Origin of the sequence: Vibrio sp. CJQ_6 (assembly GCF_043106745.1) — a bacterium.
GTDB lineage: Bacteria > Pseudomonadota > Gammaproteobacteria > Enterobacterales > Vibrionaceae > Vibrio > Vibrio furnissii.
In genome coordinates this window covers 117,150-129,867 of record NZ_JBICMV010000008.1, presented here as the reverse complement: position 1 = coordinate 129,867, position 12,718 = coordinate 117,150, and the positions used below count along the sequence as shown (strand labels likewise).

The window sequence follows — 12,718 nt, the reverse complement described above, 5'->3', positions numbered from 1 at the left end:
GGCCCGATACTGAATACGCCGACCACTTGGCCTTCTCCGGCCAAACTCAATCTGTTTCTGTACATCACTGGTCGCCGCGCCGATGGCTACCATGAACTGCAAACCCTGTTTCAGTTCCTAGACCACAGCGACACACTCACCATCACCGCCCACACCAACAGCGAGATTGTGCTGACGCCGGAATTGCCGGGCGTGGCCACCGAAGACAATTTGATCTGGAAAGCGGCCACCGCGCTGCAACGCGCCAGCGGTTGTTCGCTTGGAGCCAAGATTGAACTCAACAAAGTGCTGCCGATGGGCGGCGGGATTGGCGGCGGCTCATCCAATGCGGCCACCGTACTGGTGGCGCTTAATCACCTGTGGCAAACCCATCTCAGTGATGATGAACTGGCCCAAATTGGCCTCGCGCTTGGCGCCGACGTGCCGGTGTTTGTGCGTGGATTTGCCGCATTTGCCGAAGGCGTGGGTGAACGCCTGTCGCACGTCGACGTGGATGAAAAATGGTATTTAGTGGTACGCCCGAACGTGGCGATTGCGACCAAAGATATCTTCACGCATCCGCAACTGACAAGAAGCACAGCGAAGCGAGATCTGGCAACGCTTCTTGACACTTGTTACGAAAACGATTGCGAAAAAATTGTCCGAATGCTTTACCCAGAGGTTGATAAGCAACTTTCTTGGCTGCTACAATACGCGCCGTCAAGATTGACCGGGACGGGATCTTGCGTTTTTGCTGAATTTTTGAGCAAGAAAGAAGCGGAAGCTGTCCTTGCCGAACTCCCTGACAACGTCTCTGCGTTTGTCGCCCATGGGCGCAATGTTTCACCGCTCAAAGAGACGCTGGCTGATTACCAATCAGCCCACACCCAATCTATTTAAAAACTGGACGCAACCCTGAGGTTTCCACCGTGCCTGATATGAAGCTATTTGCTGGTAACGCCACACCCGAACTAGCCCAACGTATTGCTGAACGTCTCTACATTTCTCTTGGTGATGCGACTGTTTCCCGTTTCTCTGACGGCGAAGTCGCAGTACAAATCAATGAAAATGTTCGTGGTAGCGATGTATTCATTATTCAATCAACTTGTGCACCAACCAACGACAACCTGATGGAGTTGGTGGTTATGATTGATGCGATGCGCCGTGCTTCAGCAGGCCGTATTACTGCTGTTATCCCTTACTTTGGTTATGCTCGTCAAGATCGCCGTGTGCGCTCGTCCCGTGTGCCAATCACTGCAAAAGTTGTTGCAGATTTCCTTTCAAACGTCGGCGTTGACCGCGTTCTCACTATCGACCTGCACGCAGAGCAAATTCAAGGCTTCTTCGACGTACCAGTAGATAACATTTTCGGTACGCCAGTTCTACTGGAAGACATGAAAGCACGTAATCTGGAAGATCCAGTGGTGGTTTCTCCGGATCTGGGTGGTGTTGTTCGTGCACGCGCAACTGCAAAAGCGCTGGGCGATATCGACATTGCTATCGTCGACAAACGTCGTCCACGTGCAAACGTGTCTGAAGTGATGAACCTGATCGGTGACGTCGAAGGCCGCGACTGCGTGATCGTCGACGACATGATCGACACCGGTGGTACACTGTGTAAAGCCGCAGAAGCGCTGAAAGAACGTGGCGCAAAACGCGTTTTTGCTTACGCGACTCACGCGGTATTCTCTGGTAACGCAGCGAAAAACATCAAGAGCTCTGTGCTAGACCAAGTGATCGTCACTGACTCAATCACCTTGTCTAAAGAGATGGCAGCGACTGGCAAAGTTTCTCAACTGACGTTGTCAACCATGCTGGCTGAAGCGATTCGTCGTATCAGCAACGAAGAATCTATCTCTGCAATGTTCAACTAATTCGTTTGCTCAGAGACCGCTTCTGATTGGGCGCTTCATCTTCGGATGAGGCGCTTTTTATTTCTCAGCGCACGAGAAAAGCAGAGTCTCGCCCCGCGCGTCTTTTCTGTGCTATCATACCGCGCTTTTTCGTTTCCGAAGGGATCCTAGCCTTGAGTCAACCCATTAAATTACTTGTCGGTCTGGCCAACCCGGGCCCGGAATACGCCAAAACACGACACAATGCCGGTGCATGGGTCGTAGAAGAACTGGCTCGCATCCACAACGTGGTGCTGAAAAATGAGCCGAAGTTCTTTGGTTTAACCGGTCGTATCATGGTCAACGGCGACGATCTGCGTTTGCTGATCCCCACCACGTTTATGAATTTATCCGGTAAAGCCGTTGGCGCATTGGCCAAGTTTTACCAGATCAATCCCGAAGAGATCATGGTCGCTCACGATGAGCTGGATCTCCCACCGGGGGTGGCTAAGTTTAAAAAAGGTGGCGGTCACGGGGGTCACAATGGCCTCAAAGACACCATCAGCAAACTGGGCAACAACAAAGAATTTTACCGTCTGCGGATTGGCATCGGCCATCCGGGACACAAAGATAAAGTAGCAGGCTATGTGTTAGGCAAAGCTCCCGCCAAAGAGCAGGAGTGTCTGGATGCCGTGGTAGATGAATCCGTTCGCTGCCTCGACATCTTATTTAAAGATGGCCTCACCAAAGCGCAAAACCGCTTACACACGTTCAAAGCTGAATAAGGTTACAGTCATGGGTTTTAAATGTGGCATCGTTGGTCTTCCAAACGTTGGCAAATCAACACTTTTTAATGCACTCACTAAAGCAGGTATCGAAGCGGCAAACTTCCCGTTTTGTACTATCGAACCAAACACTGGTGTCGTACCAGTGCCGGATCTGCGTTTGGACGCACTGGCAAACATCGTCAATCCTGAGCGCGTTCTGCCAACCACGATGGAATTCGTGGATATCGCAGGCTTGGTTGCTGGCGCATCAAAAGGTGAAGGCCTAGGCAACAAATTCCTGGCGAACATTCGTGAAACCGATGCAATTGGTCACGTCGTGCGTTGTTTTGAAAACGAAAATATCGTGCACGTTGCCGGTAAAGTCTCCCCGATTGAAGACATCGAAGTGATCAACCTGGAGCTAGCTCTGGCTGACCTTGATAGCTGTGAACGCGCCATTCAACGCCAAGCAAAACGCGCAAAAGGCGGCGATAAAGACGCAAAATTTGAACTGACCGTGCTAGAAAAACTGCTACCCGTGCTCACGGAAGGTGGCTCTGCACGTACTGTGAATTTGTCGAAAGAAGAACTAGCGGCAGTTGGCTACCTGAACTTCCTGACGCTCAAACCAACCATGTACATTGCGAACGTGGCCGAAGATGGTTTTGACGACAACCCATACCTCGATGCAGTGCGCGAGTTCGCAGCAAAAGAGAACAACGTGGTTGTTCCTGTGTGCGCCGCGATTGAATCTGAATTGTCTGAACTTGAAGAAGACGAGCGTGATGAGTTCTTGGCCGATCTAGGCATCGAAGAACCGGGCCTGAACCGCGTGATCCGTTCTGGCTACGATCTGCTGAGCCTGCACACTTACTTCACCGCGGGTGTTAAAGAAGTACGTGCATGGACCATTCCAATCGGTGCGACCGCGCCGCAATCGGCAGGTAAAATCCACACCGACTTCGAACGCGGCTTCATCCGTGCCGAAGTGATCGGTTACGACGATTTCATTCAGTACAACGGTGAAAGTGGCGCGAAAGAAGCTGGTAAATGGCGTCTTGAAGGCAAAGATTACATCGTAAAAGATGGCGATGTGATTCACTTCCGTTTCAACGTTTAAGTCTGTTCTGATTCGATTGTTCAAAAGCCAACCTCAGGGTTGGCTTTTGTTGTTTTCAAATGCGAGAAATTTGCATAATCAACACCGGATAAAGGTAATGAATCTGTTGTTTTGGTAGCAGTTTTTGATCACAAACACGCCTCTTTGTTTAAAAAAAAGTCGAACGGTCAGTTTCGGGGAATTTATTCAAAAAAACTGTTGACGCTCCTAAGCCATATCCGCATAATGCGCACCGTTCTCGGCGATAAGGCAACTTTGAAGCGAGCAACAAAAATTCTTGGCTACGTAGCTCAGCTGGTTAGAGCACATCACTCATAATGATGGGGTCACAGGTTCGAATCCCGTCGTAGCCACCATTTCCTAAGTACTTTTACATGGCAACATGACAGAGTCTTTAGGAAATTATGCGGAAGTGGCGAAATTGGTAGACGCACCAGATTTAGGTTCTGGCGCCGCAAGGTGTAAGAGTTCAAGTCTCTTCTTCCGCACCATATTTAGATAACGAAAGTTATCGCTGTAGGTCTATCGCCAAGCGGTAAGGCAGCGGCTTTTGATGCCGCCATTCCCTGGTTCGAATCCAGGTAGACCTGCCATATTACACCTTGTCTGAGGCTATCAGACACATACTGAATTTGCGGTGGTGGCGGAATTGGTAGACGCGCTAGCTTCAGGTGCTAGTGTCCGTTAGGACGTGAGGGTTCAAGTCCCTCCCTCCGCACCAAATTTAGTAGATTTGTAGGTCTATCGCCAAGCGGTAAGGCAGCGGCTTTTGATGCCGCCATTCCCTGGTTCGAATCCAGGTAGACCTGCCATAATTCTTTAAGTTTCAATATGATGTAAAAACTATTGGAACTGCAGACGAGATTGTATTATAGTTTCTCGCTCTGAAAAGATGGCTACGTAGCTCAGCTGGTTAGAGCACATCACTCATAATGATGGGGTCACAGGTTCGAATCCCGTCGTAGCCACCACTTATTTCAAGTTAACAACTGATGTTGTGACTTTGAATACCGGGACGCGGAAGTGGCGAAATTGGTAGACGCACCAGATTTAGGTTCTGGCGCCGTAAGGTGTGAGAGTTCAAGTCTCTCCTTCCGCACCATCATCCCGATATTCTAAAAACTATTTCTGCGGAAGTGGCGAAATTGGTAGACGCACCAGATTTAGGTTCTGGCGCCGCAAGGTGTAAGAGTTCAAGTCTCTTCTTCCGCACCATATTTAGATAACGAAAGTTATCGCTGTAGGTCTATCGCCAAGCGGTAAGGCAGCGGCTTTTGATGCCGCCATTCCCTGGTTCGAATCCAGGTAGACCTGCCATATTACACCTTGTCTGAGGTTATCAGACACATACTGAATTTGCGGTGGTGGCGGAATTGGTAGACGCGCTAGCTTCAGGTGCTAGTGTCCGTTAGGACGTGAGGGTTCAAGTCCCTCCCTCCGCACCAAATTCAGTATATTTGTAGGTCTATCGCCAAGCGGTAAGGCAGCGGCTTTTGATGCCGCCATTCCCTGGTTCGAATCCAGGTAGACCTGCCATTACAACGATGATTCGATATACCAAGTCGGGTTATCTATAAAATATGATGCGGAAGTGGCGAAATTGGTAGACGCACCAGATTTAGGTTCTGGCGCCGCAAGGTGTGAGAGTTCAAGTCTCTCCTTCCGCACCATCTATTCCCTCGTTGAATCAACGAAAGAATAGAAATGGCTACGTAGCTCAGCTGGTTAGAGCACATCACTCATAATGATGGGGTCACAGGTTCGAATCCCGTCGTAGCCACCATTTCCTAAGTACTTTTGCATGGCAACATGACAGAGTCTTTAGGAAACAACGCGGAAGTGGCGAAATTGGTAGACGCACCAGATTTAGGTTCTGGCGCCGCAAGGTGTGAGAGTTCAAGTCTCTCCTTCCGCACCATATTTGATGATGAACTAAGTTTTCTTAGCATAATCAAAAAGCTGTATGACAATGTTGCCTGTTGTGGTTATAATCCAGCACGACTTGTCAGTAAAGATAGCTGAAAAGACAAATAACTGAATTTGCGGTGGTGGCGGAATTGGTAGACGCGCTAGCTTCAGGTGCTAGTGTCCGTTAGGACGTGAGGGTTCAAGTCCCTCCCTCCGCACCAAATTCAGTATCTTGTAGGTCTATCGCCAAGCGGTAAGGCAGCGGCTTTTGATGCCGCCATTCCCTGGTTCGAATCCAGGTAGACCTGCCATTACAACGATGATTCGATATACCAAGTCGGGTTATCCACAAAACATGCGGAAGTGGCGAAATTGGTAGACGCACCAGATTTAGGTTCTGGCGCCGCAAGGTGTAAGAGTTCAAGTCTCTTCTTCCGCACCATATAGACAAACCCAGCTTCGGCTGGGTTTTGTTTTATCTGGTTATTGCGTTTCTGACGTAAATCGCCAGTTCCCTCTGTTGTTTTGCCCCTTCTTGACCTTGATTTATAAAACAGACGGTTACGATCCAACGCATAAAAAAATCCAGCCGAAGCTGGATTTTTGCACGTCATGCTGATTTGTATTCGCTTAACCAAGCAGAGCGAGTGCCGCCTGAGGCGCCTGTTTCGCTTGTGCCAAGACAGAGCTAGAAGCTTGACCCAAGATTTGAGACTTGGTCAGTGCCGTTGTTTCTTTCGCAAAGTCGGTATCTTTGATACGGCTCTTCGACGCATTCACGTTTTCGTTGATGTTGTCTAAGTTGTTGACCGCGTGGTTGAAACGGTTTTGGAATGCACCCAATTCCGCACGGTGGCTATCAACGAACTTCAGCGCTGCATCGACCACAGCAACAGATTGTTGCGCGCCACCCACAGAAGTGACGTCAATGGTATCGACCGTTACGCCTTTGCCTTCCTGAATGCCCAGCTCACCGGCCAAGCTACCGCCAAACGACACCTCACCATCGACTTTGTTGTTGTCGGTGAACAGTTGCAGTTTGCCTTCTTGATCCACAGAGGCTTTGATCATATCGGTTTGACCATTGATGTAAGTGGCCAGCTCTTCGATGTCATCGCCTGCTTTCGCATTGATTTGAATCGTTTTTTCGCCATCAAGCTTGTCATTGAGCGTAATGGTCAGATCGTTTGCGCCAGATTGAACGCTCCAATCTTTATCTTTCCCATTTTCCGCTTTGTAGCTAGTACCGCCCATCATGCGGTTGTCGCTGCGCATGTTGTTGAGGCTCAGCATCACCGCTTCACCGTTGTCCGCACCGATCTGGAACGATTTGGTTGCGAACGTGCCGTTCAACAGCTTATTGCCACCAAATGACGTGGTTTCTGCGATACGATTCAATTCATCGTTGAGTGCAGTCACTTCTTCCTGAATCGCAACACGTTCCGCTTTTGAGTTCGAACCGTTAGACGATTGCAGTGACAAGTCACGCATACGTTGCAGAATGTTGGTGGTTTCATTCATTGCACCTTCCGCAGTTTGAGCGATAGAGATACCGTCATTTGCGTTGCGTACAGCGACATCCAGACCACGGCTTTGCACGTTCAGTCGGTTGGAGATTTGCAGACCCGCTGCATCATCTTTTGCACTGTTGATACGAAAACCTGAGGACAAGCGTTCCATCGACGATTGTTGCGCGCCGGTAGCACTATTCAAGTAACGTTGGGCTGTCATTGCTGACACGTTGGTATTTACATTAACCGCCATATTGGTGTCTCCTATTTGATTTTCAGACGTAGCGGAACTTCACGAACGGCTTCCGACGTCTCGGAAAACCAAGTAGTTCTCTCAAAGTTATCTCTATTAGCGACTTGCTGAGCTATTCCTTTAGAGAAAAAATGGTTTTCTGTAGAAAAAGACGCCATTGAGGCGAAGTTTGAGATTGAAGGCGCAAAACATCATGAAATATGAAAAAAGCGCTAAAGAATTCACCACCCCGGACGAGTGCAATCGACTGCGTATCAATTCCCCCGACGACCATCGTCGATCAGAGAAAAAGGAAAGATGAAAATGCCACAGGAAACGAACCCGAGAAATCGATCGAGGTTCGAGGCAAGATGGGAAATTGCAGGCAAAAGAAAAGCCCCTTTCCTTTGAGAGAACCGGGGCTAGGTAGTAGCCATCGCCAATGTGGAGATCACGAGAAATGAACACAAGTGGCTGACCATATGAGCATGACCATTCAAAATCAAAAAGCAGGGTTAGTTTGAGAGAGCTTTTTGATCATCAACAATCATACTTTGCCAAGGTACCTTCACTATATACTCACGTCTGAGCTGATTAATGAAGGACCCCAGGACTACTGCAATAGTGAAATTGCAGAGTTTGGCAACTGTTTTGCTTGGGCAAGAATCGATGTCCCTGCCTGTTGCAGAATTTGTGACTTCGTCAACTGTGTGGTTTCTTTCGCAAAGTCTGTATCTTTGATACGGCTCTTCGATGATTCCACGTTTTCTTGGATGTTCGCCAAGTTGCTGATGCTGTGGCTCAAACGGTTTTGTTTCGCACCCAGATCCGCACGTTGTGAATCCACGTATTTCAATGCAGCGTCGATGATACCGACCGCATTTTGTGAACCACCCACGGTATTGACATCAATATCTTGAACGGTGGTGTATTGACCGTTGTCCGTATTGAGGCCCAGTTGAGATGCCAACCCGCCGGAGATGCTGAAATCTTCTGCCAGCTCAGGTTGTGCAATGAAAATCTGTAGCTTGCCATCTTGATCCACAGACGCTTTAAAGATGTCTGTTTGACCATTGATGTACGTCGCCAACTCTTCGATGTCGTCGCCAGTTTTCGCGTTGATATTCAGCGTGACTGGCTCGCCATCTTTGCCGGTGAATTCAAACTTCAGGTCGCGCGCATTGTCTGGCACACCCCAGTTTTTATCTTTACCTTGCTCAGACACGAAAGACATGCCGCCCATGCGATGGTCATCCGCACGAATGCTGGTCAGGCCCATGATGATCGCTTCACCTGAGCTCGCACCGATTTGGAATGACGCTTCACCGAATGAGCCGTTCAGTAGCTTACGACCACCAAATGATGTGGTTTCAGCGATACGGTTCAGTTCATCTTGCAGCGCGGTCACTTCTTCGTTCAGGGCTTTACGCTCTGATGCTGAGTTGGTGCCGTTCGCTGATTGCAGTGACAAGTCACGCATACGTTGCAGAATGCTGGTCGACTCGTTCATCGCCCCTTCCGCAGTCTGCGCAATCGAAATACCATCGTTGGCGTTTCGCATGGCCACATCCAGGCCGCGAGATTGCGCGGTCAGACGGTTTGAGATCTGAAGGCCTGCCGCATCATCTTTCGCACTGTTAATGCGGTTACCTGAAGACAGACGTTCCATCGAGGTGTTTAGCTCGTTAGATGCTTTGTTCAGATAACGTTGAGCGGTCATTGCCGACACGTTGGTATTTACGTTAATGGTCATAGTTTGCTCTCCTATCGAGTTCGCAAGCTTTTTGCGAAGCGGTCAGCTTTACTCTCTCTTGGAAGCACTGACCGTGAATAACTTGCTAAACACGCCACCTGGCGTCTTTAAAACTGGGTTGTATCAACTCTGATATTATCAATTCAATTAGTGTGCCAACTTTATAAAAACCGCTTCTAAAAATTTTATATGCTAATTTTCAATCAGTTAGCTTACTCAGCTTTTCTCCTGAACCGCTTCATCATCAGAGAAAATATCAGCGGCAATCGGCATTTGCCGCGCTTTTGCCGCTTCGTCGAAGGTCATTAGCGGTTAAAATGCCGCCATCATTCGACGAAAAACCGTCCAACCAAAACTCCCTTCGCACTTATGGCATGGCACATAAGGCGTTGAAGGTTAGATGTAGTTGAACAGGGTTAAATCTTTGGTTTTACCAAATGCTTGCTGGGATGCCTGCAGCGCACGCGAGTTCTCATTGAACTCAATCACCGCTTCGGCATAATCCAGATCTTCAAACTGGCTTTTCGATTTGGCCAGGCTGATTTTGAAATCTGCGTGTTGCTCTTCTTGAATATCGAGCGTACTCAAACGCGCACCGATATCCGTACGCGCTTTGTTCATATGAATAAAGGCGGTATGGAATTCTTGCGTCATCTGTTGCAACTTCGCCGTTGCCGAAGCATCCGAAACAGAAGCCTTGGAAAAATTGATCGCGTCTTTAAAGGTATCGAACACGCTGAACGACTGACGTGGCGTCAGTGAAATCGCATCGCCCGCGGTCAATTGCCCTTTAACATGAATGGTCAAATCTTCATATTGAATGCCGGTTTTCGGATTGAATTCATCCGTGTCCACCACGCGTCCATTGCGCTCCAATTGATAGCCAAACTTACCGTTGGTCATGTCGACAAAGGTGACTTTGTACTCACCATCATCGTCAGGATTGCTGTTATTGGCTTTCTCAAGCAGCAGCTCTGAACCTTCACGCAACTGGTAATTCGGTTCGTAGTCACCAAACGGGTTTTCGATTTCCATAAACAGTTTGCTGCCCGGCGTGTTGAACGGCATTTCCAAACTGTTGGAGATTTTCATCTTGCGCTGGTAATCATCACCGCCGTACGAGACATTGCCCGCGTTATCACGAAAGAACGGCTGTGTGGTCGGTTTGGTCCCGGCAAAAATATAGTTACCCGACTCATCTTGCACATTAGCCAGGTTGAGAAAGTTATTGGCAATCTCTTCCAGTTCACGCGCGCGAGCGGCGCGATCTTCTGGCGACAATGAACCGTTGATCATTTCCATGACGTTGCGTTTGGCTTTGTCGGTAAAATCTTCGGCGCTCGACACAATCACTTCTTGGTGTTCCAGACGGTTACGCACCAGCACGATGGCATCCATGTATTGACGCAGTTGCTCTTGCTGCTGAGACACATTCTGGATGTAATGCGTCGCCAACGGGTTATCCGCCGCCGACAATAATTTCTTACCTGACGCCAATTGCGCCTGGTTGTGGTGAATTTTCGATTCCTGACGGCGCAAATCATTTTGCACAGCCTGATAGTTATGGAAGCTAGAAATACGATTAAACATTTATCGGCCTCCCCTATCGCAATGCCAGAATGGTATTAAAGGTATCGTTCGCCGCTTGAATGATGCGCGACGAAGCCATGTACGCTTGCTGGAATTTCATCATATTCGCCGCTTCTTCATCGAGGTTGACCCCAGACACCGACGCGATACGAGATTCAGCCGACTCTTTCTCCAAACGCGCCACATCCGTCAAACGCGATGCGGTGGAGAGCTTCAAACCAAAATCCGTGTTCAAGTTGTGGTACAGCTCGATGATGGTCGATTTCTTGTCATCGACCGTCTTGTTGCTTTGTACATTGATCATTTTGCGCAAGTTGCCGTTGTCACCGTCAGAGGGGACAAGGTTTGCCGTGAACTTATCATCGGCAATCGCACCACGCGACAAGGTAAAAATGGTCGATTTGCCGTCGCTGTCCTGCTTAGGAATTTCTAGCGTCAGCTCTTCTTGATTGTCCTCAAACGCATAAGGTTGCGTGAGCAGCACTTTGCCGCTTTTATCTTGCACGCGAACCTGCATGTTGCCGGTTGGATTGCCGTCGCTGTCTTTCACCGGCACCACGTAGGCTTCAAACTCTTTCACATCGCCCGCTTGGTCGATGTGGAATGTGGCACTGCCTTGGGCAAATGCAGTGGACGCTTCGTAACTCTGGGCGGCAATTTTTGACGCATCATCAATCGCCATGCGCATGTTGGCCGCCCCATCACGCGTTGGGCGAATGATCACGCGCTCACCAGATCGCGGCTCGTTATTGATTTGGATTCGCATGCCATCGATGTCGATGTGACCACGCACCACTGACACTTTGCTTTGCTCGCCGTTCGGCATGGTCATGATGTAGTCGTCGCCATTATAGGTCAGTGAATACTCACCCCCTTTCAGCTGGCTGACGTCTTGAATATAAACCGCCAAATCCGCGTCAGAATTGCTTGCCGTCACCACGCGAGAGCGCGCCACACGCTCCGAGTTCACGTCGGTAAAAATATCCGCGCCAATGTCCCCGCGCAGATCAAGCCCTTGGTGTTGCAACCGGTTGACTTCATACGAGAACGAGGTGGCCAAGCGGCCAATTTCGTCCAGCAATCCGGGAATGTGTTTGTCGCGCATATCCATCAAGGCACCAATTTTGCCGCCGATATCGCGCGCAGTAATCGGTTTTAATGCTTTGCCTTCCACCATCGCCAGACGGCGTTGATGCACATCTGGATAACCGTCGATCATTTTCAGTTGGCTGGCTTCAGTGCCAGACACCAAGGTGTGACCGTTTCCGATGTGAATGTTGAAACCTTCAGCGTTTTTACGCGGCGTGACCGTCACTTTGGTGTATTGAGACAGCTCAGCCACCAGCTTTTCGTGCTGGTCCATTAAATCGTTGTGTGGGCCTGGGGTGCGCATCATCAAGCGCTGCAAGTCACGAATTTCTACCGCCAATTGGTTGATGCGTTCAATGCCGACATCGAGACCTTTGTTGGTCACATCAAACTGACGGCGCACAGTTTCGTGAAAATCGTTCATGTTCTGGCTAATCAGCCCGGCTTTTTCCAACACGACTTTACGCGCACCGACATCATTGGGCGTGTCGGCCAGCGTTTTCACGGAATCGAACCATTCATTGAGGTTTTCAGGAATCTTTTTCGAGGCCACCGACGACAGCAGTTTTGACAGCATGTCGAGGTTTTCTTCGTTATCGCGCTTGAACGAATAATCGGTGGTGGCAAGGTTCAGCTCTTTAACGGCAAACTGGTCCCACGAGCGGCGAACATTTTCCACATGCACACCCATACCGTAGGTTTCGCCACCGTATTGGCGAGGCATATTGGTCCCTTGGATCACAGACTGACGGCTGTAACCCTCTGTATTAACATTAGAAATGTTATGACCAGTGGTGTTGAGTTGTCTCTGAGCCGTCAATACGCTTTGCGCACCAACATTCAGAAGATCAGACGCCATAATGCCCCCAAAAACCGAGTAAATCGCCGATAAAACCGGCCCCTAGGTTCAATAAAGCAATATGTGTGCCAAATAAGA

At 49.2% G+C, this 12,718-nt stretch carries 8 protein-coding genes and 17 tRNA genes; 21 read left to right on the top strand and 4 right to left on the bottom strand.

The annotated features are described in order from the left end of the window. The first annotated feature begins 6 nt into the window (after positions 1–6). The 21 genes from ispE to ACF8PK_RS02705 all read left to right on the top strand — a co-directional run bounded on the left by ispE (position 7) and on the right by ACF8PK_RS02705 (position 6,048). A complete protein-coding gene (gene ispE / locus ACF8PK_RS02805; RefSeq protein WP_041942668.1) occupies positions 7–879 on the top strand; it encodes a 4-(cytidine 5'-diphospho)-2-C-methyl-D-erythritol kinase in 873 nt (290 codons plus the stop codon). Positions 880–908: 29 nt separating this feature from the next. Further along, a complete protein-coding gene (locus tag ACF8PK_RS02800; protein ID WP_004724767.1) occupies positions 909–1,853 on the top strand; it encodes a ribose-phosphate pyrophosphokinase in 945 nt (314 codons plus the stop codon). A gap of 152 nt (positions 1,854–2,005) precedes the next feature. Beyond that, a complete protein-coding gene (pth, locus tag ACF8PK_RS02795; RefSeq protein WP_055465404.1) occupies positions 2,006–2,596 on the top strand; it encodes an aminoacyl-tRNA hydrolase in 591 nt (196 codons plus the stop codon). A gap of 10 nt (positions 2,597–2,606) precedes the next feature. Beyond that, positions 2,607–3,698: a redox-regulated ATPase YchF gene (gene ychF, locus ACF8PK_RS02790; RefSeq protein ID WP_004724772.1), complete on the top strand. Its 1,092-nt coding sequence runs from the start codon at positions 2,607–2,609 to the stop codon at positions 3,696–3,698. A 279-nt stretch (positions 3,699–3,977) separates the two neighbouring features. Further along, positions 3,978–4,054, top strand: a tRNA-Met gene (locus tag ACF8PK_RS02785). A 50-nt stretch (positions 4,055–4,104) separates the two neighbouring features. After that, positions 4,105–4,189 (top strand) — tRNA-Leu (locus tag ACF8PK_RS02780). 27 nt (positions 4,190–4,216) lie between these two features. Continuing rightward, positions 4,217–4,291: transfer RNA gene (locus ACF8PK_RS02775), tRNA-Gln, on the top strand. 41 nt (positions 4,292–4,332) lie between these two features. Further along, positions 4,333–4,419 (top strand) — tRNA-Leu (locus ACF8PK_RS02770). 16 nt (positions 4,420–4,435) lie between these two features. Further along, positions 4,436–4,510, top strand: a tRNA-Gln gene (locus ACF8PK_RS02765). An 82-nt stretch (positions 4,511–4,592) separates the two neighbouring features. Continuing rightward, positions 4,593–4,669 (top strand) — tRNA-Met (locus ACF8PK_RS02760). A gap of 46 nt (positions 4,670–4,715) precedes the next feature. Beyond that, positions 4,716–4,800 (top strand) — tRNA-Leu (locus ACF8PK_RS02755). 28 nt (positions 4,801–4,828) lie between these two features. Continuing rightward, a tRNA-Leu gene (locus ACF8PK_RS02750) sits at positions 4,829–4,913 on the top strand. Between the two features lie 27 nt (positions 4,914–4,940). Continuing rightward, positions 4,941–5,015, top strand: a tRNA-Gln gene (locus ACF8PK_RS02745). A 41-nt stretch (positions 5,016–5,056) separates the two neighbouring features. Next, positions 5,057–5,143 (top strand) — tRNA-Leu (locus ACF8PK_RS02740). A gap of 16 nt (positions 5,144–5,159) precedes the next feature. Beyond that, positions 5,160–5,234: transfer RNA gene (locus ACF8PK_RS02735), tRNA-Gln, on the top strand. Between the two features lie 49 nt (positions 5,235–5,283). Beyond that, a tRNA-Leu gene (locus tag ACF8PK_RS02730) sits at positions 5,284–5,368 on the top strand. A gap of 36 nt (positions 5,369–5,404) precedes the next feature. Beyond that, positions 5,405–5,481, top strand: a tRNA-Met gene (locus tag ACF8PK_RS02725). A 50-nt stretch (positions 5,482–5,531) separates the two neighbouring features. After that, positions 5,532–5,616, top strand: a tRNA-Leu gene (locus ACF8PK_RS02720). Positions 5,617–5,740: 124 nt separating this feature from the next. Then, positions 5,741–5,827: transfer RNA gene (locus ACF8PK_RS02715), tRNA-Leu, on the top strand. Positions 5,828–5,842: 15 nt separating this feature from the next. Then, positions 5,843–5,917, top strand: a tRNA-Gln gene (locus tag ACF8PK_RS02710). A 46-nt stretch (positions 5,918–5,963) separates the two neighbouring features. Further along, positions 5,964–6,048: transfer RNA gene (locus ACF8PK_RS02705), tRNA-Leu, on the top strand. A gap of 188 nt (positions 6,049–6,236) precedes the next feature. On the opposite strand, the gene ACF8PK_RS02700 is transcribed toward ACF8PK_RS02705, so the two are convergent. The 4 genes from ACF8PK_RS02700 to flgK form a co-directional block, all read right to left on the bottom strand. Then, positions 6,237–7,370: a flagellin gene (locus ACF8PK_RS02700; protein WP_004724775.1), complete on the bottom strand. Its 1,134-nt coding sequence runs from the start codon at positions 7,368–7,370 to the stop codon at positions 6,237–6,239. Positions 7,371–7,962: 592 nt separating this feature from the next. After that, entirely contained in the window at positions 7,963–9,102 is a 1,140-nt protein-coding gene (locus ACF8PK_RS02695; RefSeq protein WP_004724776.1) for a flagellin, read from the bottom strand. 396 nt (positions 9,103–9,498) lie between these two features. Beyond that, entirely contained in the window at positions 9,499–10,692 is a 1,194-nt protein-coding gene (flgL, locus tag ACF8PK_RS02690; protein WP_004724779.1) for a flagellar hook-associated protein FlgL, read from the bottom strand. A gap of 13 nt (positions 10,693–10,705) precedes the next feature. Then, the gene (gene flgK / locus ACF8PK_RS02685; RefSeq protein WP_038150818.1) at positions 10,706–12,640 is read right to left on the bottom strand and encodes a flagellar hook-associated protein FlgK; all 1,935 of its coding nucleotides are present in this window, start codon (positions 12,638–12,640) and stop codon (positions 10,706–10,708) included. Between the last annotated feature and the right edge of the window lie 78 nt (positions 12,641–12,718).

What these genes read in the sequence shown, in the direction of transcription:
- ACF8PK_RS02695 (WP_004724776.1), bottom strand. Translation starts at nt 9,102, where the DNA reads ATGACCATTAACGTAAATACCAACGTGTCGGCAATGACCGCTCAACGT.
- ychF (WP_004724772.1), top strand. Translation starts at nt 2,607, where the DNA reads ATGGGTTTTAAATGTGGCATCGTTGGTCTTCCAAACGTTGGCAAATCA.
- ACF8PK_RS02700 (WP_004724775.1), bottom strand. Translation starts at nt 7,370, where the DNA reads ATGGCGGTTAATGTAAATACCAACGTGTCAGCAATGACAGCCCAACGT.
- flgK (WP_038150818.1), bottom strand. Translation starts at nt 12,640, where the DNA reads ATGGCGTCTGATCTTCTGAATGTTGGTGCGCAAAGCGTATTGACGGCT.
- flgL (WP_004724779.1), bottom strand. Translation starts at nt 10,692, where the DNA reads ATGTTTAATCGTATTTCTAGCTTCCATAACTATCAGGCTGTGCAAAAT.